Origin of the sequence: Massilia sp. DJPM01, from assembly GCF_030348125.1 — a bacterium.
In the GTDB taxonomy this organism is placed as follows: Bacteria; Pseudomonadota; Gammaproteobacteria; order Burkholderiales; family Burkholderiaceae_D; genus Telluria_A; species Telluria_A frigida.
In genome coordinates this window covers 127,950-149,867 of record NZ_JAQOZV010000009.1, presented here as the reverse complement: position 1 = coordinate 149,867, position 21,918 = coordinate 127,950, and the positions used below count along the sequence as shown (strand labels likewise).

Annotated in this window: 21 protein-coding genes and 1 pseudogene; 13 read left to right on the top strand and 9 right to left on the bottom strand. The window is 64.6% G+C overall.

Annotated elements, in window-relative coordinates:
* Positions 1-39: 39 nt before the first annotated feature.
* The 3 genes from PO883_RS08930 to PO883_RS08920 all read right to left on the bottom strand — a co-directional run bounded on the left by PO883_RS08930 (position 40) and on the right by PO883_RS08920 (position 3,285).
* Complete coding sequence (locus tag PO883_RS08930) at positions 40-954, bottom strand: carbohydrate kinase (RefSeq protein WP_289309441.1); 915 nt, start codon at positions 952-954, stop codon at positions 40-42.
* 1 nt (position 955) lies between these two features.
* A complete protein-coding gene (locus PO883_RS08925; RefSeq protein ID WP_289309440.1) occupies positions 956-2,164 on the bottom strand; it encodes an AGE family epimerase/isomerase in 1,209 nt (402 codons plus the stop codon).
* A 101-nt stretch (positions 2,165-2,265) separates the two neighbouring features.
* A complete protein-coding gene (locus PO883_RS08920; RefSeq protein WP_289309439.1) occupies positions 2,266-3,285 on the bottom strand; it encodes a LacI family DNA-binding transcriptional regulator in 1,020 nt (339 codons plus the stop codon).
* A gap of 391 nt (positions 3,286-3,676) precedes the next feature.
* Here PO883_RS08920 and PO883_RS08915 point away from each other — a divergent pair, with 391 nt between their 5' ends.
* The 7 genes and pseudogenes from PO883_RS08915 to axe2C all read left to right on the top strand — a co-directional run bounded on the left by PO883_RS08915 (position 3,677) and on the right by axe2C (position 10,148).
* Positions 3,677-5,932: a glycoside hydrolase family 3 C-terminal domain-containing protein gene (locus tag PO883_RS08915; RefSeq protein ID WP_289309438.1), complete on the top strand. Its 2,256-nt coding sequence runs from the start codon at positions 3,677-3,679 to the stop codon at positions 5,930-5,932.
* Between the two features lie 6 nt (positions 5,933-5,938).
* A complete protein-coding gene (locus tag PO883_RS08910) occupies positions 5,939-7,276 on the top strand; it encodes a cellulase family glycosylhydrolase (protein ID WP_289309437.1) in 1,338 nt (445 codons plus the stop codon).
* Between the two features lie 20 nt (positions 7,277-7,296).
* Positions 7,297-7,599 (top strand): hypothetical protein, encoded by a 303-nt coding sequence (locus tag PO883_RS08905; protein ID WP_289309436.1) that lies wholly within the window; start codon positions 7,297-7,299, stop codon positions 7,597-7,599.
* Positions 7,530-7,973 (top strand): annotated as a pseudogene (gene aga27, locus PO883_RS08900) (alpha-galactosidase Aga27); the annotation flags it as partial. The gene PO883_RS08905 and the pseudogene aga27, both read left to right, overlap by 70 nt.
* On the top strand, positions 7,974-8,336 hold the full coding sequence (locus PO883_RS34885) for a hypothetical protein (protein WP_308605811.1): 363 nt from the start codon (positions 7,974-7,976) through the stop codon (positions 8,334-8,336).
* A gap of 6 nt (positions 8,337-8,342) precedes the next feature.
* On the top strand, positions 8,343-9,089 hold the full coding sequence (locus tag PO883_RS08890; RefSeq protein ID WP_289309435.1) for a GDSL-type esterase/lipase family protein: 747 nt from the start codon (positions 8,343-8,345) through the stop codon (positions 9,087-9,089).
* A 6-nt stretch (positions 9,090-9,095) separates the two neighbouring features.
* Positions 9,096-10,148 (top strand): bifunctional acetylxylan esterase/glucomannan deacetylase AxeC2, encoded by a 1,053-nt coding sequence (axe2C, locus tag PO883_RS08885; RefSeq protein WP_289309434.1) that lies wholly within the window; start codon positions 9,096-9,098, stop codon positions 10,146-10,148.
* Between the two features lie 97 nt (positions 10,149-10,245).
* Here the strand turns inward: axe2C and PO883_RS08880 are convergent, their stop codons facing one another.
* The 3 genes from PO883_RS08880 to PO883_RS08870 all read right to left on the bottom strand — a co-directional run bounded on the left by PO883_RS08880 (position 10,246) and on the right by PO883_RS08870 (position 11,172).
* Positions 10,246-10,524: a hypothetical protein gene (locus PO883_RS08880; protein ID WP_289309433.1), complete on the bottom strand. Its 279-nt coding sequence runs from the start codon at positions 10,522-10,524 to the stop codon at positions 10,246-10,248.
* Entirely contained in the window at positions 10,525-10,746 is a 222-nt protein-coding gene (locus PO883_RS08875; RefSeq protein ID WP_289309432.1) for a hypothetical protein, read from the bottom strand. It abuts the gene before it with no gap.
* 114 nt (positions 10,747-10,860) lie between these two features.
* Positions 10,861-11,172: a YkgJ family cysteine cluster protein gene (locus PO883_RS08870; RefSeq protein ID WP_289309431.1), complete on the bottom strand. Its 312-nt coding sequence runs from the start codon at positions 11,170-11,172 to the stop codon at positions 10,861-10,863.
* Between the two features lie 97 nt (positions 11,173-11,269).
* On the opposite strand from PO883_RS08870, the gene PO883_RS08865 reads away from it, so the two are divergent.
* The 5 genes from PO883_RS08865 to PO883_RS08845 all read left to right on the top strand — a co-directional run bounded on the left by PO883_RS08865 (position 11,270) and on the right by PO883_RS08845 (position 17,123).
* Positions 11,270-12,025 (top strand): FadR/GntR family transcriptional regulator, encoded by a 756-nt coding sequence (locus PO883_RS08865; protein ID WP_289309430.1) that lies wholly within the window; start codon positions 11,270-11,272, stop codon positions 12,023-12,025.
* A gap of 232 nt (positions 12,026-12,257) precedes the next feature.
* Entirely contained in the window at positions 12,258-13,169 is a 912-nt protein-coding gene (kdgD, locus tag PO883_RS08860; protein WP_289309429.1) for a 5-dehydro-4-deoxyglucarate dehydratase, read from the top strand.
* 20 nt (positions 13,170-13,189) lie between these two features.
* A complete protein-coding gene (locus PO883_RS08855) occupies positions 13,190-14,770 on the top strand; it encodes an aldehyde dehydrogenase (NADP(+)) (RefSeq protein ID WP_289309428.1) in 1,581 nt (526 codons plus the stop codon).
* 84 nt (positions 14,771-14,854) lie between these two features.
* The gene (locus PO883_RS08850; RefSeq protein ID WP_289309427.1) at positions 14,855-16,222 is read left to right on the top strand and encodes an MFS transporter; all 1,368 of its coding nucleotides are present in this window, start codon (positions 14,855-14,857) and stop codon (positions 16,220-16,222) included.
* A 7-nt stretch (positions 16,223-16,229) separates the two neighbouring features.
* Positions 16,230-17,123 (top strand): SMP-30/gluconolactonase/LRE family protein, encoded by an 894-nt coding sequence (locus PO883_RS08845; protein WP_289309453.1) that lies wholly within the window; start codon positions 16,230-16,232, stop codon positions 17,121-17,123.
* 13 nt (positions 17,124-17,136) lie between these two features.
* Here PO883_RS08845 and PO883_RS08840 read toward each other — a convergent pair whose 3' ends face one another.
* On the bottom strand, positions 17,137-19,149 hold the full coding sequence (locus PO883_RS08840) for a methyl-accepting chemotaxis protein (RefSeq protein WP_289309426.1): 2,013 nt from the start codon (positions 19,147-19,149) through the stop codon (positions 17,137-17,139).
* 9 nt (positions 19,150-19,158) lie between these two features.
* Between PO883_RS08840 and PO883_RS08835 the strand changes: the two genes are divergently transcribed.
* Positions 19,159-20,037 (top strand): GAF domain-containing protein, encoded by an 879-nt coding sequence (locus PO883_RS08835; protein ID WP_289309425.1) that lies wholly within the window; start codon positions 19,159-19,161, stop codon positions 20,035-20,037.
* A 27-nt stretch (positions 20,038-20,064) separates the two neighbouring features.
* On the opposite strand, the gene PO883_RS08830 is transcribed toward PO883_RS08835, so the two are convergent.
* Together PO883_RS08830 and PO883_RS08825 are read right to left on the bottom strand one after the other, a co-directional pair.
* Positions 20,065-20,493, bottom strand: coding sequence for a nuclear transport factor 2 family protein (locus PO883_RS08830; protein WP_289309424.1), 429 nt, complete (start codon positions 20,491-20,493; stop codon positions 20,065-20,067).
* Positions 20,494-20,521: 28 nt separating this feature from the next.
* Positions 20,522-21,916, bottom strand: coding sequence for a multicopper oxidase family protein (locus PO883_RS08825; RefSeq protein ID WP_289309423.1), 1,395 nt, complete (start codon positions 21,914-21,916; stop codon positions 20,522-20,524).
* Positions 21,917-21,918 lie beyond the last annotated feature (2 nt).

The following is a 21,918-nucleotide window of genomic DNA, read 5'->3' as shown; positions in this document are numbered from 1 at the left end:
ACCGGTCATGCATTGTAACGCGGCCGGCGGTGGCGCTCATTAACGCTGCAACAAACCTTCGACCGTTTGCAGTGCTGGCGGCGCCGCGCCCGCCGACAGGCAGGCTGCCGCGCCGGCGGCCACCGCGAAATGCAGGTGATCGAGCGGCGCGCGCTGCGGTTCGTGCATGAAGCTCCAGGCCAGCGCCGCAATGCTGGCGTCGCCCGCGCCGACGCTGTCGACGACGGTAATACGCGGCGGGGCAGCATCCCATGCTGCGTCGCCGATGTGCAGCGAAGCGCCTTGCGCGCCGCGCGTGTACAGGTAAGTGGCGCCTGGATTCCAGCCGCGCAGGGTGGCAAACGCATTCTCAAGGTCGGTGCTGCGAAACAGCCCGGCCAGGTCTTCATCGGACACCTTGATCACATCGGCCAGCGCCGTCATGCGCTGCAAGGTGGCGTCGTAGCGCTGGTCCATCAGCGCGCGGAAGTTAGGGTCGTAGCTGATCTTGACGCCATCGGCCTTGAGGGACGCTGCCAGCGCCACCAGCTTGCCGGCGAGCGGCTCGCGCGCCAGGCTGATGCCGCCGAAGTGCGCCCACTTGCAGTGCGCGCGCCAGCCGTCCGGCAGGCGCGCCGCGTCGAAGTGCAGGTCGGCGCTGTCGTCGCCCACGAAAAAATAGCTGGGCGGGTCGGCTTGGCATACGATCGCCAGCAGCGGCGAGCGCGCCTCGCGCTGCACGAAGCGCACATCCAGCCCGGCCGCCACGCTGGCGTCCCACAACTGGTCGCCGAACACGTCGCAGCTGACAGCGCCGGCGAAGGCGCTCGGCACGCCCAGGCGCGCCATGGCACGCGCCACGTTCCAGGTCGAGCCGCCCACCTGGCTGCTCCAGCGCTGCTGGCCGGGGTCGGCGATCATGTCGGTCAGCGCTTCGCCGGCGGCCACGAACTCGGGAAAGATCGGTGCGTTCATGTCAGTCCTTCAGTACATTGAGCACTTCGTAGCAGGCGCCCATGGTGTGATAGTCGACCTTGCCGGCCGGGCTTTTCTGGTCGGTCAGCTTGGCGTTGGCCGGGCTGAGAATGCGGTACCAGGCGCCATGCTGGTGATCGACGAAGTGCGTCCAGCTGTATTCCCAGATGCGCTGGTACCAGTCCCAGTACACCGCGTCGCCCGTGCGCGCGCCCAGCAGCGCGGCCGCGGCCAGGCTTTCGGCCTGCACCCAGAAGTATTTGTGGCCGTCGCAAATGCTGCCGTCCGGCGCGAAGCCGTAGAAGATGCCGCCGTGCTGCGCATCCCAGGCCTTGTCCATCGCCTGCAGGAACAGGGCGGAGGCGCGCGGCAGCAGCCAGTGGGCTCCGTCCAGCAGGTGGGCCTTGTGGCGCTCCAGGATCAGCAGCAGCTTGCTCCACTCGGTCAGGTGGCCGGGCTGGAAGCCCCAGGGGCGGAAGATATTGGTGCTGTCGTGACGGTTGTAGTCATGGTCGACCGACCAGTCGACGTGATAGTGCTCCCACACGGTGTTGTCGCACAACGCGGCCTGGCGCATGGTGACGTTGTAGGCCAGCGTTTCGGCGCGGCGCAGGTAGGCGTTCTCGCCGGTCGCTTCAAAAGCGCTGAGCAAGGCTTCGCAGGCGTGCATATTGGCGTTCTGGCCGCGGTAGGCCGACAGTTGCGACCAGTCGGCGCTCGCTTCGTCGGCGTACAGGCCGTGCTGCGGCTCCCAGAAGCGGCGCTCCATCAGGGCGAAGGTTTCTTCGATATGCAGGCGCGCCTCGTCCACGCCGGCCATCAGCGCGTGCGAATATGCCAGCAGCACGAAGGCCAGGCCGTAGCAGTGGTTGGTGGCGTCCATCACCTCGGCCTTGCCATCGGCCCAGTGCAGCTGCCAGCAATAGCCGCCGGTGAGCGGATTGCGGTGCGCGGCGCGCAGGAAGTCCAGCCCGTGCAAAAGACGCATCTCGTCGGCCGGGTCGCCGAACTCGCGGTACGCCATCGCATGATTGAAGATGAAGCGCGTGCTGCTCACCAGGTGGCGCGTGTGCGCGTCGTAGACGGTGCCGTCATCCTTGTAGAAGTGATAGAAGCCGCCGCTCGGATCGACGCAGCGCGGATCGTAAAAGCGTTTGGTGTGGCGTATGTGGTCAAGCAGGGTGTCGCGCGAATGAAAATCGGGGGCCATCGTCAAGTCTCGTTGTCAAAAAAGGGTGTTGATAGCGTACGGACGCGGGCCGGGAGGCCACGCGTGCACACAGCTTGGTCAGTCGGTGAAGGAGGTTCGCTCTATTTGTGCGGTCCGAAGTCGTCGCACACGGTGCTGGCGCGCACGACCAGTTCCACCGGCGCGACCTGTTCGACAGGTTCGTCCTGCTGGTCGCGCAGCAGCAGCCCGACGCCCATTGCGCCGAGCTCTTTTTTATCGATGCGCAGGGTGGTCAGGGGCCGGTGCCCGAGCACCGCGCTGGAGATGTCGTCAAAGCCCACGATCGATACGTCGTGCGGCACCGTCAGGCCGGCCGCCAGGCAGCAGCGCATCGCCACCAGGGCGGCGCTGTCGTTGTAGCAGAACACCGCGTCCGGCGGATTGGGCAGGGCCAGTAGCGACTGCATCGCTTCGCAGGCCCCGGTTTCAAGGTCGACGCCCTCCGGCAGGCTCGCTTCCAGGCGCGGGTCGGCCAGCATGCCCGACTCGAACAGGGCCTGGCGGTAGCCCTTGTTCCGTTCGCGCACGCTGTAGTGGCCGAGGGAACCCGAGATCATGCCGATGCGCGTGCGCCCAAGGTCGATCAGGTGTTTGGTGGCCAGGTAGCCGCCCATGAAATTGTCCGGGTTGACCGAGCTGTAACCGCGCAGCTTCATGTCGATCAGGACCAGCGGTTTGCCGCTCGCGCGCAGGGCGCCCAGCAGCTCGGGTTCAAAAAAGCCGGCGCACACGATCGCGTCCGGCGCATGCATGCGCAGCTGCTCGGTCACGCCATCGGCCGGACCGACCGCCATGAACGAGAGCACGATGCCCTGCTTGCGGCAGGCTTCCTCGGCCCCGTGCAGCACCGGCGAATAAAACGGGCTGCTGGCGGCGGTGTTGTGCTGGCGGTGCAGCAAAAAGGTCAGGCGCCGCATGCGCTTGCGCCGCAGCTTGGCAAAATCGTAGCCCAGTTCATGGGCGGCCGACAGCACCATCTGGCGCGTGGTTTCGGTCAGGCCCGGCTCATTCTTGAGCGCGCGCGAAATCGTCCCCGCCGAGACGCCGGCAAACTTGGCGATGTCGCGGATGGTGACGTTCGATGGGCTGGCGGCGCTCATCGGAGCCGGACCTGCGGGGGGCGCGCGGTGCTCGGATAGGGGGTCGGACGGATCACAAGCTTCTCCAGTGGCAGATGCCTTTTCATGCTGAGAGTCTTGCATATCGATGAGCCCATGGTCAAACGATTGGTCCGGTTTGCAAACAGTTTAGCCGGGTTTTACTAAACAGGGCAGCGCAGGCTGTTGCGCAGCCGCTCAAGCGCGCCGCTCCGGGCTTAGCGCCCTGCCAGCGGCCGCCCGCGTGTTTAGTGATCATGGCTAAACATGGTCGAAAGCGCCACCTTCTGTTTGACCGGCCGACCGTCCGCATGCACACTCACCTCATCCATATAAACCGGCCGGCGACCTTTCCAGGCGCCGAGCGGGTAAATACAAAGAGGAGACAGGCACGATGACCATCCGCACGACCACCCTGATCAAACACGCCCTTGCCGTCGCCATCGCGGCCGCCCTGCCGCTCATTGCCGGCGCGGCCGAGGCGCCCATGCCCTGGATGAACCGCGCCCTCTCCGCCGACCAGCGCGCCACGCTGGTGCTCAAGGAGATGACGCAGGAAGAAAAGCTGCAATGGGTGTACGGCTACTTCGGTTCGGATTTCGCACCCAAGAAAACCATCAAGATCGCGGCCGCCCTGCCGTCGTCGGCCGGCTATATTCCCGGCGTGGCGCGCCTTGGCCTGCCGGAGCTGTTCGAGACCGACGCCGGCCTTGGCGTGGCCTCCCAGGCCAGCGCCAACCCGCGCGAGCGCACCTCGCTGCCATCTGGCCTTGCCACGGCGGCCACCTGGAACCCCAGGCTGGCCTACCAGGGCGGCGCGATGATCGGCGCCGAGGCGCGCGCCTCGGGCTTTAACGTGATGCTGGCCGGCGGCGTGAACCTGATGCGCGATCCGCGCAACGGCCGCAATTTCGAGTATGCCGGCGAAGACCCGCTGCTGTCCGGGATCATGGTGGGGCAGGCGGTCAAGGGCATCCAGTCCAACCACCTGATCTCGACCGTCAAGCACTATGCGCTGAACAGCCAGGAGACCGGCCGCAACGAACTCGATGCGCGCATCGGCGATGTGGCGGCGCGCACCAGCGACCTGCTGGCCATGCAGCTGGTGATCGAACAGGGCGACCCCGGTTCGGTGATGTGCGCCTACAACCGCGTCAATGGTCCGTACGCATGCGAGAACGCGTGGCTGCTCAACGAAGTGCTCAAGCAGGACTGGGGCTTCAAGGGCTATGTGATGTCCGACTGGGGCGCGGTGCACAGCACCGTGGCATCGGCCAACAATGGCCTGGACCAGCAGTCCGGCTCCGAATTCGACAAGTCGCCCTACTTTGCGGGTGCGCTGGAAGAAGCGGTCAAGACCGGATCCGTGGCGCAGTCGCGCTTCGACAATATGGTCTACCGCATCCTGTACGCGATGTTCGACAAGGGCGTGGTGGACCATCCGGTCAAGCCGGACGGCGCCATCGACTTTGCCGCCCATGGCCTGATCAGCCGGACGGACGCCGAAGAGAGCATGGTCCTGCTCAAGAACGACGGCCAGGTGCTCCCTTTGCGCAAGGACGTGAAAACGATTGCAGTCATCGGCGGCTATGCCGACCAGGGGGTGCTGTCCGGCGGCGGTTCGTCGCAGGTGTATCCGATCGGTGGCAGCGCGGTCAAGGGCTTGCTGCCGGCCAGTTGGCCCGGTCCGGTGGTGTACCACCCCTCCGCACCGGTGAAGGAAATCGCCGCGCTGGCGCCCGGCGCCAAGGTCGTTTTCGACAGTGGCGCCGATCCTGCCAGGGCGGCGCAGCTGGCCGCCACCGCCGACGCGGTGATCGTGTTCGGCACCCATTGGATCGGCGAAGCCAACGACGCGCTCGACCTGTCGCTGCCCGACAAGCAGGATGAGCTGATTGCGGCCGTCGCCGCCGCCAATCCGCGCACCGTGGTCGTGTTGGAGACCAGCGGTCCGGTGCTGATGCCGTGGCTGGGCAAGACGGCGGCTGTGCTGCAAGCGTGGTACCCGGGCACGCGCGGTGGCGAAGCGATCGCGCGCGTGCTGTTCGGCGAGGTCAATCCATCCGGGCACTTGCCGGCCACTTTCCCGGCGTCGCTCAGCCAGTTGCCGCGCCCCGTGCTCGATGGCGATCCGGCCAAGCCGCAGATGCAGTTCAAGGTCGACTATCACGAAGGCGCGGCGGTGGGCTACAAATGGTTCGACCTCAAAAAACACAAGCCGCTGTTCCCGTTCGGGCATGGCTTGTCGTACACCCGGTTTGCCTATTCAGCCCTGGCGGGCGGGTACAAGGACGGGCAGCTGCAGGTGCGCTTCAAGGTAAGCAATACGGGCAAGGTGGCCGGCAAGGATGTGGCGCAGCTGTATGTGTCCCCGCTTGGCACGCGCTGGGAAGCGCCCAAGCGCCTGGCCGGCTGGGACAAGGTCGACCTGCAGCCAGGAGAGACGCGTGAAGTGACGCTCACGGTGGAGCCGCGCATGCTGGCCGTCCTCCATGGTCCGTCCAAGACCTGGCGCATCGCCAAAGGGAAGTACACATTGTTGCTGGCGCAGGATGCCGGCGGCACTGGCGAAAGCAGCATCACGGTCGACCTCCCGGCGCGCAAGCTGGACCTGCATGGCAAGGCCGTCTCTTCAACCGGGAAAAGGTAAAACGCGATGATCAAGATGAACCAGTTGGGTGCGGCATTGGCAATGGCGGGTCTGGTGAGCGGCGCGGCGTCGGCGGCGGCACCGGTGAGCGCGGCGGGCAAGAGCGAATTCGTGACGGTGAAAAATACGCATTTCGCGCGCAAGGGCAAATCGTATTACATCGCCGGCGCCAATTTCTGGTACGGCGGCTATCTGGGCTCGCCGTCGGGCGTGGGCGAGCGTGCGCGCCTGCTCAAGGAACTCGATACCATGAAGGCACTCGGGATCAATAACGTGCGGGTGCTGGCCGTGTCCGAAAAAACCGCGATGACCAGCGCCGTGCGGCCCGCCACCACCAACGGTCCGGGCAAGTACGACGAGGACCTGCTGGCGGGCCTCGACTTCCTGGTCGATGAACTGGGCAAGCGCGACATGACGGTCGTGCTTTACCTGAATAACTTCTGGCAGTGGTCGGGCGGGATGACGCAGTACCTGAACTGGTTTGAAGGTACTCCGGCGATCGACCCGAACGTGACCAAGGACTACGACGCCTACATGGCCAAGACGGCGCGCTTCTACGCCAACACGGACGCGCAGAAGGAGTATCGCGGCACCATCAGGAAGATCGTCGGGCGGGTCAACAGCATCAACGGCAAGGCGTACCGCGACGATCCGGCGATCATGTCGTGGCAACTGGCGAACGAACCACGCCCGGGCAACGGCAAGGCAAGCGACAAGGAAAAAGCGATCTACACCAGATGGATCGCCGAGACCGCGCAGCACATCCATGAACTGGACAGGAACCACCTGGTGAGCAGTGGCAGCGAAGGCCTGGCCGGGTCGGCGCAGGATGCCAAATTGTTCATGGCCTCGCATTCGTCGAAACACATCGATTACCTTACTTATCACCTGTGGCCGAAAAACTGGGGCTGGTTCGACTCCAAAAAGCCAGCCGAGAGCTGGGATGGGGCAATCGCCAAGAGCCGCGATTACCTGAATACGCACATCGACATGGCCAAAACGATCGGCAAGCCAATCGTGCTGGAAGAGTTTGGGCTGGACCGTGACGGCGCCTCGTTCGACATCAAGGCCGGCACCAAAATCCGCGACCGCTTCTATGGCGAGATTTTCAGCCTGATCCAGCGCCGCGCCGCCAGCGGCGACCCGATCGCGGGCTGGAACTTCTGGGCCTGGGGCGGCGCCGGGCGTGCCGCCAACGCCGACTACTGGTGGAAGCAGGGCAATGACTTCATGGGCGATCCGCCGCAGGAAGAGCAGGGCCTGTACTCGGTGTTCGACTCCGATGCCAGTTCGCTGGCGCTGATCAAGGACCATGCGGGAAAACTGCGCTCGCTCCAGAGGTGAACTCTTCGACAGGAAGATCCATGAAAATCGTGACCACGCTGCTGATCCCGGCGGCCCTGCTGCTGGGCGCGAATGCCTCCGCGCAGAAGTTCGAGAACCTCGCGGCCACGCCGCAAATGGGCTGGAACAGCTGGAACAAATTCGCCTGCAATATCGATGAAAAGCTGATCCGCGAAACGGCCGACGCCATGGTCAGGACGCCGGCGCCACCACCTGCGGCGGGCGCCCGGGCAGCCGCGGTCACGAATACCAGGATGCGATCACCTACGCCGCCTGGGGCATCGATTACGTCAAGTACGACTGGTGCGATACCAAGGGCCTGAACGCGGCCGCCGCCTACACCACCATGCGCGACGCGATCCGCAGCGCCGGCCGGCCCATGTTGCTCAGCATGTGCGAGTGGGGCGACAACAAGCCGTGGGAGTGGGGCGCCGACATCGGCCATTCGTGGCGCACCACCGGCGACATTTATCCGTGCTGGGATTGCGAGATCAATCACGGCTCGTGGTCCGCCTTCGGCGTGCTGCGCATCCTCGACAAGCAGGCCGGCCTGCGCAAGCACGCCGGTCCCGGGCACTGGAACGACATGGACATGATGGAAGTCGGCATGGGCATGAGCGAGGACGAAGACCGCGCCCACTTCTCGATCTGGGCCATGATGGCGTCGCCCCTCATCTCGGGCAACGACCTGCGTTCGATGCCGGAATCGACGCGCAAGATCCTCACCAACAAGGATGTCATTGCGATCAACCAGGACAAGCTGGGCGTGCAGGCGTGGAAGTTCATGTCCGAAGGGACGCTGGAGCTGTGGGCCAAGCCGCTGGCCGATAACGGCTGGGCACTGATGATCCTCAATCGCGGCGCCGGCGCCGTCAACTACAAGTTGGACTGGAAAAAGCACACGATCGGCGATGACCTGAGCAAGCGCGAACTCGATACCGGCAAGACGGCCTACCGCTGGACCGATGCCTGGAGCGGCAAGACGGGCGACACCGCCAAGTCCCTCGACCTTAACATCGCGTCGCACAGCGTGGCGATGCTGCACCTGAAAGCAAAGTGACCGAACATGAACCTGCGTATTCTTCCCATCCTGCTGGCCGGTGCGCTGGCTGCCCACGTCGCGCATGCCGAGCCACTCGATATGGCGGCTGGCGTGCAAACCTGCGCCCTCAATATCAAGCCGCGTACCCAGCAATACCCGTGGAGGTCGATCGGGCGCTGGCAGCGCATGCATGAAGACCAGCTGGCCCTGGCCGACAAAGGCGATGTGGACCTGATGTTCATCGGCGATTCGATTACCGAAGGCTGGCCGCGCGCGATCTGGGAAGCGAATTTCGGCGGCTACAAGGCGGGCAATTTCGGCATCGGCGGCGACAATACCGGCAACGTGTTGTGGCGCTTGCAGGACAAGCGCATGGCCAAACTCAGGCCCAAGGCGATCGTGCTGCTCATTGGTGTGAACAACCTGGGTCTGTGCGGCGAGAAGCCGGAGCAGATTTTTTCCGGCATCCAGGCGGTGGTCGCGGCCTTGCGCAAGCAGTACCCGGACGCGCGCATCCTGCTCAATGCCGTGCTGCCGACCGGCGAACTGGCGGCGAGCGAGCGGCGCCAGAATGTCGTCACGCTCAACAAGATGGTCGCGACCTTGGGCGATGGCCGCCACGTGGTTTTCCGTGATTATGGGGCGTCGTTCGTGCGCCCTGACGCCAGCATTGGCACCGACATCATGGGCGATCATCTTCACCTCACGCAAAAGGGCTACGTCATCTGGGCCGACGTCATGCTGCCCGACGTGCAAACATTGATGAAGTAGGGCGCCATGAATCGCACCGCACTGGCGCTGGCGCTGGCGCTGCTGCTGGCCCATGCTGGCGTCCGGGCCGAACCAGTGGTGCGCGCGGACGACCCGCGCATCGCGCGCATGGGCAGGACCGTTGCCCTGGCCGATGGCAGCCTGCGCTTCTCCTATCCCGGCGTGCAGCTGTCGCTGTCGTTCGAGGGCAAAGCCTTGGCGGTCGATGCCTTGGCCAGTGGTGAGCGCAGCATTCTCGAAGTCATCGTCGACGGTGGCGCGCCACGCATCATCAAGTTGTCGGCGACGGCGCGAACCATCAAGCTGGTGGACGAGCGCCAGGCGGGCCTGCACCGCGTCGACATCATGCACCGTACCGAAAGCTGGCACGGCGTCGTCACGCTGGCCCGGTTCGTGGCCGACGGCACGCTGCGCACCGCACCGGTGCTCCCGCAGCGCAAAATGCTCGTTCTCGGCGACTCGGTCACCTGCGGCGAAGCCATCGACCGGGTTGCCGGCGAGGTGAAGAAGCCGTCGTGGTGGAACCCGCGCGCGTCGTACGGCATGCTGGCCGCGCAGGCGCTCGGTGCGCAGGTTCAGCTGGTCTGCCATGGCGGGCGCGGGTTGCTGCGCAGCTGGAACGGCCGCACCGATGAGGACAATCTTCCCGATTTCTACGAGCTGGCCATCGCCAACGAAGAGCACCGGGTGCGCTGGAACCATGCCGCTTACTGGCCCGACTTGATTGTCGTCGCGATCGGCACCAACGATTTCAGCACCGGCATTCCCGAGCGCGATGCCTATGTCAATGCCTACGTTGGCTTGCTGCGCACGCTGCTGCGTAATCATCCGCATGCGCTGGTGGTGCTGACCGAAGGTGCGATTCTCAATGGCGAGCGCAAGGCCGCCCTGGCCAGCTATATCGCCGACACCATCCGGCGCGTCGGCAGCGCACGCGTGCACGCCGTGGCATCCGCCCACTATCCGGGCGACGCGACCGATGCCCATCCTACCAAAGCGCAGCACGCCGCGATGGCGCGCGAACTGCTTCCCCAGCTACGTGACTTGACCGGCTGGTAATCGCGCGTGGTCCGCCAGCCACCGGCGACGAAAAAAGAGCCGGTACGCCGCAGGATTGTCCACGGTACACCGGCCCAAGCCACCCAGGTAAAACGGATCAGTAATTCACGCCCACGCGCACGCCGAACATGCGCGGCTCGACGAAGTTGGCCTGCATGAAGCCACCCATCACCGAGTCGCCGCTGGTCTTGGCGTGGCTGTCGGCGATGTTGCGCACGAACGCTTCGGCGTGCCACTTGTCGCTCGGCGTATCGAGCCGCACCGACGCGTCGCCCATCGCATACGCCTTCTGATAGCGGCCGATATGCGCGAACTCCGAGTTGCGCAGGTCGCACCCGTGGAAACCGTAGATGATGCCCGGGCGCCCGTACATCAATCAGGGTGCAGGTTTGGAAGTGATGACTTTATCGTATGGTTTTGCGACGGCGAGTTTGCCGTCAGCAGTACGGACGAATATGCCGGCCCCAACCAGGGTTGCTTGACGCAAACTGGCATCGCTCATGATCCGTTCATGATGAGCCCGCAAAATATCCATTTCCTGCTGATGTTTGGTTAGTTTGACGGGTGAGTTCAGAGACTGCTGACGATTTTTTGACATGATCGAATGCTCTCTCAGTTACCAAAACAGGGAGGACAACAATGTGCAAGTATTGCCAGCGCAAGATGCACCGGAGTCCGATAACTTTAGCACACTAGGCTGCATTTGCCCGGGTCAAGCAAGCGAATGTTGACCTGATGGGAGCAGGACTCGTTGCCCTGCATTGTCCCGCGCCGGTGCTGTCGCGCGCTCCAACGCGTCGAGCCACTGCATCGCATGTTCGCGGCTGCTCCCGCACATCTCGAACGATGGCTGCAAGCCGCCGCAAAACGCCGGCCGTTCCGGCTGGCCGAAAATGCGGCACAGATTGTCGTCGCCCAGTTGCACACACCTTACCCCCGCGGGTTTCCCGTCCGGCATGCCGGGGATCGGGCTGGTGATCGAAGGGGCGGTGCAGCAGGCGCCGCAATTGTCACGGCAATTCATGCCATCTCATTTCTGTGGGTAAGTCATATGTCACCTAAGTATACACCCCGTCAAATCATAAGATGTCGTACAACTAATCGGGTTGTATAATATATCCATGACATCGACCTTTTCTGCCCAAGCGCTCCCACCACCCCGCAAGAAACACCGCACCCTCGCCCAGGGCGTGGTCGAGCACATCACGGGCAGCATCCAGCAGGGCGTGCTCAAGCCCGGCGACAAGCTGCCGACCGAATCGGCCATCATGGAACAGCACGGCGTGAGCCGCACCGTGGTGCGCGAAGCCATTTCACACTTGCAGGCGGCTGGCTGGGCGCAGACCCGGCACGGCATCGGCACCTTCGTCATCGAGCGCAGCAACGCGGGCCTGGCGATCAATGCCGAGAGCATCGTCACGGTCCTGGATGTACTGGCGATGCTGGAGCTGCGCATCAGCATGGAGGCCGAAGCGGCCTGGCTGGCAGCGGCGCGCCGCAGCGAAGCGCAGGTGGCCGAACTGGCCAAGGTGCTCGGTGCCATGCAGCGCAGCGTGGCGCGCGGCAGCCCCGCCGTTGACGCCGATGTGCAATTCCACCTGCTGATCGCGCAAGCCACCGGCAACCGCTATTTCGTCGACATTCTCAGCCAGCTGGGCACCACCATCATCCCGCGCGCGCGCGTCAACACGCCGCAACTGGGGCATGACGATCCAGCCGTCTACCTGGAACGGGTCAACCGCGAGCACGAAGATATCTTCAACGCGATCCTGCGCAAGGACCCGGAAGCGGCGCGCGCCGCCATGCGTACCCACCTGAGCAACAGCCGCGAACGCCTGCGCCAGGCGCAGCAGCAACTGGAGACGAACGGCGCCTGACGGTCCGCCCCATCGACCCGCCACGCATACCCGAGCGCCGCGCTTCCCGGCGCTCGCGCTGTTCTCGTTTCCCTCCCGTTTCGCCTTCCCTGTTTCGCACCTTCCCGAACTCCACCCACAGCGCCGTGACCCGCGCGTAAACCGCCTGAACGTTGTGCTTGCTTATGTCAAAGACTAGTTGTACGATGACGTATCACTAGCGCCAAACAACCCGCCTATCCCTGGAGCCCTCATGAATCCGCAAGAACTCAAACACATCCTCTCGTCCGGCCTGCTGTCGTTTCCACTGACCGACTTCGACGACCAGGGCAATTTCAACGCACGCACCTACACCGAGCGCCTCGAATGGCTCGCTCCGTACGGCGCCAGCGCCCTGTTCGCGGCCGGCGGCACCGGTGAGTTCTTTTCCCTGACCCCAAGCGAATACTCGGACGTGATCCGCACTGCGGTCGATACCTGCCGTGGCAAAGTGCCGATCCTGGCCGGCGCCGGCGGCCCGACCCGTACCGCGATTGCCCTGGCCCAGGAAGCCGAGCGCCTCGGCGCCCACGGCATCCTGCTGCTGCCGCACTACCTGACCGAAGCGAGCCAGGATGGCCTGATCGCCCACGTTGAAGCAGTCTGCGCCTCGGTCAAATTCGGCGTCGTCGTCTACAACCGCGGCCAGTGCCGCCTGACTGCCGACTCGCTCGAAAAGCTGGCCGCACGCTGCCCTAACCTGATCGGCTTCAAGGACGGCATCGGCGACATCGAACTGATGGTGCAAATCTGGCGCCGCATGGGCGACCGCTTCAGCTACCTGGGCGGCCTGCCGACTGCGGAAGTTTACGCCGCCGCCTACAAGGCACTGGGTACCCCGGTGTACTCGTCGGCGGTATTTAACTTCATGCCGAAAATGGCGATGGACTTCTACCACGCGATTGCCGCCGACGACCACGCGACCACCAACCGCCTGCTGGACCAGTTCTTCCTGCCTTACCTCGACATCCGCAACCGCAAGGCCGGCTACGCAGTGAGCATCGTCAAGGCCGGCGCGCGCCTGGTCGGCCATTCGGCTGGTCCCGTACGCGCTCCGCTGACCGACATGACGGCTGAAGAAGACGCGATGCTGGAGAAGCTGATCACCGCCCAGGGCGCCCAATAATCCCGAATCAGGAACAGCAAATGCAAATCAATGGAGAAATGGTCATCGGCCAACGCACCGTGCGCGGCACGGCCGGCGTGGTGCGCGCGATCGATCCGTCCCGCAACGACTCGATGGGGCCGGACTTCGGCCTGGCCACCGACGCCGACGTCGACGCCGCCTGCGCCCTGGCGCAAAGCGCCTTCGACGCCTACCGCAACACCACCCCGGAACAGCGCGCGGTCTTCCTGGAGACCATCGCCGAAGGCATCCTCAAACTCGGCGCCACGCTGATCGAACGCGCCGCGCTCGAAACCGGCCTGCCGGCAGCGCGCCTGGAAGGGGAACGTGGCCGCACGGTCAATCAACTGCGCCTGTTCGCCAAGGTCGCGCGCGACGGTTACTTCATCGACGCCACCATCGATTCGGCCCTGCCGCAGCGCGTGCCGCCACGTCCCGATCTGCGCCTGCGCAAGATCCCTTTGGGACCGGTCGCCGTGTTCGGCGCCAGTAACTTCCCGCTGGCGTTCTCGGTCGGCGGCGGCGACACCGCGTCGGCGCTGGCCGCCGGCTGCCCGGTCGTGGTCAAGGCGCACGGCGCCCACCCCGGCACCTCGGAACTGGTCGGCAAGGTCATTCAACAGGCGGTGGCCGGCTGCCAGCTTCCCGAAGGCGTGTTCTCGATGCTGTTCGGCGAAGGCCGCCAGATCGGCCAGCGCCTGGTGGACCATCCGGCCATCAAGGCGGTTGGCTTCACCGGCTCGCGCCAGGGCGGCCTGGCGCTGATGCGCACCGCCGCCCTGCGTGCCGAACCGATTCCCGTGTACGCCGAAATGAGCAGCATCAATCCGGTGTTCCTGCTGCCGGCCGCCTTATCAAACGAGCGCGCCGCCGTGGCGCAAGGCTTGGTCGATTCGCTGACCCTGGGCGTGGGCCAGTTCTGCACCAACCCGGGCCTGGTCATGGGCCTGCAGGGCGAGCATTTCGACCAGTTCGTCGAAGCGGCTGCAAGCGCGCTGCAAGCCAAGGGCACCGGCACCATGCTCACCCCGGGCATCCACCAGGCTTACCTGGGCGGCGTGGAACAGCTCTCCGGCATCGGCGGCGTGACCCTGGTCGCCAAGGGCAAGCCGGACGGCGCCGGCTGCGCGGCGCAAGCCTCGCTGTACGTGTGCGACGCGGCCACCTATCTGTCCACGCCTGCGCTGGAATCCGAGATCTTCGGACCGTGCGCCTTGCTGGTACGCTGCCGCGATGCGCAGCAGATGCAGCAGGTCGCCGAACACCTCGAAGGCCAGTTGACCGCCACCGTGCACGCCCTGGCAGCCGACCGCGCGCACGCCGCCGCGCTGCTGCCGGTGCTGGAACGCAAAGCGGGCCGCATCCTGTTCAACGGCTACCCGACCGGCGTCGAAGTGGCGCATGCGATGGTCCACGGCGGCCCGTTCCCGGCCACCTCCGACAGCCGCAGCACCTCGGTTGGCGCGTCCGCCATCGACCGCTTCCTGCGTCCGGTGTGCTACCAGAATGTGCCGGCGGACTTGCTTCCGGACGCACTCGCCGACCATAATCCCCTGGGCCTGGCCCGCCTTGTCGACGCAGGCATGCAGCTCCCGCAGTAACAGCTGGTTGCGCCGCCGGGGAAACGGGTGTGGAGACACCTTCCGGCGGCGCTGTTTCTAAAAACAACCATAAAGAAGCGACCGATGAACCAGCAAGTCATAGGCAAGTACCGGTGGACGATTTGCGCCCTCCTGTTTTTCGCCACCACCATCAATTATCTGGACCGCCAGGTCCTCAGCCTGCTCGCCACCGACCTGTCGAAGCAATTCGGCTGGTCCAATACCGATTACGCCAACATCACGGCGGCCTTCCAGTTTGTGTACGCGTTCTCGATGCTGTTCGCCGGCCGCGTGATCGACAAGCTCGGGACCAAGCGCGCCTTTGTGCTGGCCATTACCATCTGGTCGCTCGGCGCGATCATGCACGCGTTTGCGATTGGCGTGGGCGAAGGCCTCAACGGCATCCTGGCCAGCCTTGGCATGACGGTGGTGCCGGTGTCGATCGCCGGCTTCATGATGTCGCGCGCGGTGCTGGCGCTGGGCGAAGCGGGCAACTTCCCCGCTGCCATCAAGGCGACCGCCGAATACTTCCCCAAGAAGGAGCGGTCTTTCGCCACCGGCATCTTCAACTCCGGCGCCAACGTCGGCGCCATCCTGGCGCCCATCACCGTGCCGCTGATCGCCGCCGCGTGGGGCTGGCAGATGGCGTTCATCATCATCGGCGCCATTGGTTTTTTCTGGATGGCCTTGTGGATGGTGTTCTACGATACCCCGGCCAAGCAGGCGCGCATGGGCAAGGCGGAACTGGACTACATCAACAGCGATTGCGCGGTAGTGCCCGAGCCGGCGGCCGGCGCCGCCCGGCCGAAGACATCCTGGTTCAAGCTGCTCGGCTACCGCCAGACCTGGGCCTTCGCGCTCGGTAAATTCATGACCGACGGCGTGTGGTGGTTCTTCCTTTTCTGGCTGCCGAAATACCTGTCCGCGACCTATGGCTTGAAAGGTACCGGCATCATCGTGCCGCTGGCGGTCCTGTACAGCATGACCATGGTCGGCAGTATCGGCGGCGGCTGGTTCCCCACCTGGTTCATCAACCGCGGCGACAATCCCTACGACGGGCGCATGAAAGCCATGCTGTGCATCGCCTTCATTCCGCTGGTGGTGCTGCTGGCGCAACCGTTCGGCTACATCAGCTTCTGGGTACCGGTGGTCCTGATCGGCATCGGCGCGTCGGCCCACCAGGCCTGGTCGGCGAACATCTTCACCACCGTCTCCGACATGTTCCCGAAACATAGCGTCGGCTCGGTGGTGGGCATCGGCGGCATGGCCGGCGGCATGGGCGGCGTGCTGCTCACCAAGCTCGGTGGCTGGCTGTTCGACTATTATGGCGGCGTGGGCCAGATCAGCACCGGCTACATGATCATGTTCTCGATCTGCGCACTGGCCTACCTGGCCGCATGGACCATGATGAAAACCCTGGTGCCGCGCTACCGCGAAATCACCGATCTGTAAGGGCATGATGAGCAAGCAAGCCAAGGTTGAACGAGTCACGGAGGTCATCTGCGCGGTGGGCGAAAGCCCGCTGTGGAACGCGCGCGAGGGCGCCTGGTACTGGGTCGACATTCCCGCCCGGCGCATCTGGCGTCTCGATCCGGCGTCGGGCGCGCTGCGCAGCTGGGAGTGCCCCGAAATGGTGGCTTGCATCGCCCTGACCGACAGCGGCGTTCTCATCGCCGGCATGGAAACCGGCGTGTTCACGGTCGCGCTGGGCGAGGGCTACCTGGCCAAGGCCACCTTCCTGGCCGCGCCGCCTGAGCTGGCGCCGGGCATGCGCTTCAACGACGGCCGCTGCGACCGCCAGGGGCGCTTCTGGAGCGGCATCATGTGCCTCGACATGGCCGAAGCGCGCTCCGATGGCCATCTGTACCGCTACACCCGCGAAGAGGGCATCTCGGCGCCGGTGGTATCGAACCTGATCGTGCAGAACGGCCTCGGTTTTTCGCCGGACGGGCGCACCATGTACCTGTCCGACTCGCACGGCTCGCGCCAGCAAATCTGGGCCTTCGACTACGACACCGACAGCGGCACCCCGCACAAGCAGCGCGTGTTGGTCGACATGCATGCCCATCGCGGGCGTCCGGACGGCGCGGCGGTCGATGTCGACGGCTGCTACTGGACCTGCGGGAACGATGGCGGCTGCCTGCTGCGCTTCACGCCAGAGGGCACCTTGGATCGCACCATCGAGCTGCCGATGCTCAAGCCGTCGATGTGCGCTTTTGGGGGCGCCGATATGGATACCTTGCTGGTCACCTCGATCGCGGCAGGCAAGGTGCCCGGCGACACGACGGCCGGCACGCTGGTGCTGGTGCGTCCGGGTGTGCAGGGCATGCCAGAAACGCCTTTTCGCGACTGAGGGCGCACAGGGGTCAGCGTGCAAGCACCAGGGCTTTCGCGCGCGGCCGGTGCGCCGCTGCGGCCGGATCGACGACGAAAAACTCGACCACTTGCGCCAGCCGCAACGCCTCGCCCTTCATCGTTTGCGCGGCGGTGGCGGCTTCCTCGACCAGGGTGGCGTTCTGCTGGGTTACCTGGTCGAGCTGGGCGACGGCGCGGTTGATCTGGTCGATGCCGATCGCCTGCTCCTGGGTGGCCGCCGAGATTTCATCGATGACCTTGTTTGCCTTGACAATCGCGCCGACCACCGCATGCATGGTGTCGCCGGCGTTGCGTGCCAGTTGCGTGCCGGAGGAAACCTGTTCCAGCGATTCGTTGATCAGTTGCTTGATCTCTTTCGCCGCCGCGCCGGAGCGCTGCGCCAGGGTGCGCACTTCGCTGGCGACCACCGCAAAGCCGCGTCCATGTTCGCCGGCACGGGCGGCTTCGACCGCCGCATTCAATGCCAGGATATTGGTCTGGAAAGCGATGCCGTCGACGACGCTGGTGATATCGGCGATGCGCCTGGCCGACGCCGAAATGGCGTCCATCTTGGCCACCACTTGCTCGACGGCGCTGCCACCGAGCCTGGCGGTGTCCGAGGCATCCCGCGAGAGAGCCTGTGCGTTCAAGGCATTTTCCGCGTTATGGCGCACGCTGGCATTCATCTGCTCCATCGACGACGCAGTCTCTTCCAGCGCGGCAGCCTGCTGCTCCGTACGGCCCGACAATTCCATGTTGCCGTCGGCGACGTCGGTCGAGATTGCGCTGATGGCGTCCGTGCCCGAGCGCACTTCGGTCACTACCGATGCCAGGCGCTCCGTCATGCTCTGCAAGGACGCCAGCAAGCGCCCGCTTTCGTCGCGCGAGGTGACTTCCACCCTGCCGGTCAGGTCGCCCGATCCCACCGTTTCGACGGCCCGCAATGCATTCCCGAAGGGCAGCACGACCAGCCTTTTGACGATCAAGTACAGCATCGCTGTCACAATCAGGACCATCAACAAGCCCATCCCGGCAGCCTGGTTGCGCTGGCGCGTGGCAGCGGCGGTGACGTCATCGAGATAGGCGTCGCCGACGATCAGCATCTGCCAGTCCTTGACGGTGCTGAACGCGGCGATGTGCACGCGCGCGTCCGCGCCCGCCGTCCCCGGCTCGGTGTAGCGCAGCACGCCGTTGGCCTGGGCCAGCATGGTCTGCACGTAGGCCTGGCCCGCATCATCGCGCGCCGCGAGCAGGTTTTCGCCTTCGTGCTGACGGTGCGCCAGCGCCGTGCCGAGGTCTTTCCCGGGCCGCGCGCTGAGCACATAAAACCCGCCGTCGTTGCCCAGTTTGATCGACTTGATGCCTTCGCCGATCAGGCGCATGGAATCGGTGAAATTGATGCCCACGTACAGTACCCCGATCACTTTCTTGGCTGCGTCGACGATCGGCGTGTAGCGCGTCATGTACTGGCCGCCGAACAGGCTGGCCGAGCCGGCGTAGCTTTGCCCGTCCAGCAGCAGCTGGTAGGCTGGGTGAGCGTGATCCAGCGCGGTGCCGATGGCACGCTTGCCATCTTCCTTTTCATGCGACGTCGTCACGCGGATAAAGTCGTCGCCCTGCCTGACGAAAATCGTCGCGTAGGCGCCGGTTTGCGCCGTGAACGCATCCGGGATCGCGAAGTCAAGGTTGACGGCCTTGCCGGCCAGTGTCAACACCGGCACCTGTTTGCCGGCCACCTCCACCATGGCGGCAGGATCGACGGCGAATTGACCACGCAGGGAGTCCGCGAATACTTTGGTGTAAGCGGCGACCTGGGTGCGCAGGCTTTGATCGAGCACTTCCACGGTGGTTCTGAAAAGACGGCTTTTTTCAGTCACATGCAGCACCGCTTCCTCTTCCGCGTGCAGTTGACTGGCCGCGTTGGTGAGCGCGACAAAAATGCTGAAGAGCCCGCCGACGGCGACAAACATGGCGGCAGCGACCTTGGTGCCGATTCTGGCGTTTGAGAATGCGAAAGTTTTCATGAGTGCCTTGTGGGTTTGAGCATTCATATTGCTTCAAAGAATTATTCAGGTCAATCGAATTCGTCATGTTTGTGCGATTTCAGCATTTTCGTCGGATTCATCAATTTTTACCACAATAATTTTTCTTGGGATATAATTGCTGATATGAAACCATCGCACCAGCCACTTGCCGCTCCCATGGACCCGATCCTGACCACGCGCCAGGCCGCCCATGAACTTGGCGTGAGCATCAGTACCGCCCAGTTATGGATGGAGAGCGGGGCGCTCGCCTCATGGAAAACGCCCGGCGGACACCGGCGCTGCCGCTTCAGCGAGGTGGCGCGCCTGCAGAGCAGCGGGCGGGGTGGGGCCACGGCGCCGCAGGCGCAAACCCTGGCGCAGGAATTCATCAAGCCGCTGACGGCGACCTACCCGATGCTCGAAGCGGAACAGCGCCGGCTCAAAGCCCTGGCGGCCAGTGGCTTGATCGACAGTCCGCCCGACCCCTTGTTCGACCGGCTGACCTGGCTGGCTTCGCACATGACAGGATGCCCGATGGCGCTCGTGTCCTTGCTGACCTCCGAGCGGCAGTGGTTCAAATCGCGTGTGGGGCTGGAAGCGGCGCAAACGCCGCGAGACGCTGCCTTCTGCAGCCATGCGATCCTGTCGCCCGAGGGCATGGTGATCGAGGACGCATGGGCCGACGAGCGTTTTGCCCGCAACCCTCTGGTGTTGAGCGAACCTTACATCAGGTTTTATGCCGGCATACCTGTCACCGACAGGGAATCGAACCGGCTTGGCACGCTGTGCGTGCTCGATGCCGTACCGCGCCAACTCAGCGACGGCCAGCACCGCGCCCTGAAGGAATTGGCGGCGCTCGTCAGCGACGAGATCTCTCGCGCAAAGTAGACCGATCGGGATGGACGGCCCGGCCGGCTACTTCGCCTTGCGCGACGACCAGTGAAAATGCAGCACCACCCAGCCGTCGCCCTTTTTCTCCAGCAGCGCCGTCTCGGTTCCCGCCGCATTGATCTTCTTGCCCCTGAACGTGCCGCGGCTTTCGGTTTCGTCCAGCACCATGGCGATGCCGCCCTCGATCGACTCCTTGTGGCGCAGCACCCGGCGCGTGGTGGCCCTGGCGAACGCAATGTCGTCCGCCAGGTGATGGTCCGCATATTCGCTGCGCGAGCGCTCCACATGGCCGGCTTCGTAAATCACCGCGTCGGGGCTCAGGAGCGCCATCGCGCGCGCCTGGTCGCCCGCGTGCAGGGCGGCGTGGAAGGCCGCCAGCGTCTCGCTGGGCGTCGCCGCCCGGGCATGCAGCGATGCCAGTCCGAGGATGGCAAGCAGAACGAATTGGCGCATCGGCTTCTCTCAGTCGTTGAAAAAAGCGTCAGTGTGCATGATTTTTGCCCGGTTTGGTCACTTGCAGCACCTTCTCGCCCGGTTTTGCCGCCATCCTGTCGGCGTCCGGCGCGCGCACCGGCTCCGGCCTGGCAAGGCCGCCTTCCTTCCATTCATACGCCAGCGTGCCGGGCGGATGCCGGTACCAGCCCGGGTCCTTGTAGTCGCCCCGCGCCAAGCCTTTGCGCACCTTCATCGTGGTGAACATGCCGCCCATGCCGATGCCGCCGAACGGGCCGCTCCCGGTCATCATCGGCAGCGTGTTGTCCGGCAGCGGCATTTCCATTTCTCCCATGTCGGCCATGCCCTTGTCGCCCATGACCATGTAGCCCGGTACCAGCTTGTTGATCTTGCCGAGCACTTCGCGCTGGTCGACCCCGATCAGGGTCGGCACGTCGTGGCCCATGGCGTTCATGGTGTGGTGCGATTTGTGGCAGTGGAAGGCCCAGTCGCCCGGTTCGGTCGCGACGAATTCGATCGCGCGCATCTGGCCGACCGCGATATCGGTGGTCACTTCCGGCCAGCGCGCCGCCGGCGGGGTCCAGCCGCCATCGGTGCCGGTGACCACGAATTCGTGGCCGTGCATGTGGATCGGGTGGTTGGTCATGGTCAGGTTGCCGACCCGGATGCGCACCTTGTCGTTGTGCGCGACCACCATCGGGTCGATGCCGGGAAAGGCGCGGCTGTTGAAGGTCCACAGGTTAAAGTCGAGCATCGTATTGACCTTGGGCGTGTAGCTGCCCGGGTCGATGTCGTAGGCATTGAGCAGGAAACAGAAGTCGCGCTCGACCCGCATGACGTTGTGGTCCTTGGGGTGGGTGATCCAGAAACCCATCATCCCCATCGCCATCTGCGTCATTTCGTCGGCGTGCGGGTGGTACATGAAGGTGCCCGGCCGCCTGGCGACGAATTCGTAGACGAAGGTCTTGCCCGGGTTGATGCCGGGCTGGGTCAGGCCGGTCACGCCATCCATGCCGTTGGGCAGGCGCTGGCCGTGCCAGTGCACGCTGGTGTGCTCGGGCAGTTTATTTGTGACGAAGATGCGGACCCGGTCGCCTTCCACCACTTCGATGGTCGGCCCGGGCGACTGGCCGTTGTAACCCCACAGGTTGGCTTTCATGCCAGGGGCGATTTCGCGCACCACCGGTTCGGCCACCAGGTGGAATTCCTTGACGCCGTCCTTCATCCGCCATGGCAAAGTCCAGCCGTTGAGGGTGACCACCGGGTTGTACGGGCGGCCGTTGGGTGGGTTCAGCGGCGGCTGGGTCGCGGCCTTGTCCATGATGACCGCTTCCGGCAGCGAAGCGGCGCCGGCGCGCGAGACCAGCGCCGTGCTGACGGCAAGCGCGCCCGCGCCAGTGAAGAAATTTCTACGTGAGACCATGT

What these genes read in the sequence shown, in the direction of transcription:
- PO883_RS08930 (WP_289309441.1), bottom strand. Translation starts at nt 954, where the DNA reads ATGAACGCACCGATCTTTCCCGAGTTCGTGGCCGCCGGCGAAGCGCTG.
- PO883_RS34885 (WP_308605811.1), top strand. Translation starts at nt 7,974, where the DNA reads ATGCCGGAATCGACGCGCAAGATCCTCACCAACAAGGATGTCATTGCG.
- PO883_RS08830 (WP_289309424.1), bottom strand. Translation starts at nt 20,493, where the DNA reads ATGCGCCAATTCGTTCTGCTTGCCATCCTCGGACTGGCATCGCTGCAT.
- PO883_RS08920 (WP_289309439.1), bottom strand. Translation starts at nt 3,285, where the DNA reads ATGAGCGCCGCCAGCCCATCGAACGTCACCATCCGCGACATCGCCAAG.
- PO883_RS08915 (WP_289309438.1), top strand. Translation starts at nt 3,677, where the DNA reads ATGACCATCCGCACGACCACCCTGATCAAACACGCCCTTGCCGTCGCC.
- PO883_RS08905 (WP_289309436.1), top strand. Translation starts at nt 7,297, where the DNA reads ATGAAAATCGTGACCACGCTGCTGATCCCGGCGGCCCTGCTGCTGGGC.
- axe2C (WP_289309434.1), top strand. Translation starts at nt 9,096, where the DNA reads ATGAATCGCACCGCACTGGCGCTGGCGCTGGCGCTGCTGCTGGCCCAT.
- PO883_RS08825 (WP_289309423.1), bottom strand. Translation starts at nt 21,916, where the DNA reads ATGGTCTCACGTAGAAATTTCTTCACTGGCGCGGGCGCGCTTGCCGTC.
- PO883_RS08865 (WP_289309430.1), top strand. Translation starts at nt 11,270, where the DNA reads ATGACATCGACCTTTTCTGCCCAAGCGCTCCCACCACCCCGCAAGAAA.
- PO883_RS08890 (WP_289309435.1), top strand. Translation starts at nt 8,343, where the DNA reads ATGAACCTGCGTATTCTTCCCATCCTGCTGGCCGGTGCGCTGGCTGCC.
- PO883_RS08855 (WP_289309428.1), top strand. Translation starts at nt 13,190, where the DNA reads ATGCAAATCAATGGAGAAATGGTCATCGGCCAACGCACCGTGCGCGGC.
- PO883_RS08845 (WP_289309453.1), top strand. Translation starts at nt 16,230, where the DNA reads ATGAGCAAGCAAGCCAAGGTTGAACGAGTCACGGAGGTCATCTGCGCG.
- PO883_RS08875 (WP_289309432.1), bottom strand. Translation starts at nt 10,746, where the DNA reads ATGTCAAAAAATCGTCAGCAGTCTCTGAACTCACCCGTCAAACTAACC.
- PO883_RS08910 (WP_289309437.1), top strand. Translation starts at nt 5,939, where the DNA reads ATGATCAAGATGAACCAGTTGGGTGCGGCATTGGCAATGGCGGGTCTG.
- PO883_RS08850 (WP_289309427.1), top strand. Translation starts at nt 14,855, where the DNA reads ATGAACCAGCAAGTCATAGGCAAGTACCGGTGGACGATTTGCGCCCTC.
- PO883_RS08925 (WP_289309440.1), bottom strand. Translation starts at nt 2,164, where the DNA reads ATGGCCCCCGATTTTCATTCGCGCGACACCCTGCTTGACCACATACGC.
- PO883_RS08840 (WP_289309426.1), bottom strand. Translation starts at nt 19,149, where the DNA reads ATGAAAACTTTCGCATTCTCAAACGCCAGAATCGGCACCAAGGTCGCT.
- kdgD (WP_289309429.1), top strand. Translation starts at nt 12,258, where the DNA reads ATGAATCCGCAAGAACTCAAACACATCCTCTCGTCCGGCCTGCTGTCG.
- PO883_RS08870 (WP_289309431.1), bottom strand. Translation starts at nt 11,172, where the DNA reads ATGAATTGCCGTGACAATTGCGGCGCCTGCTGCACCGCCCCTTCGATC.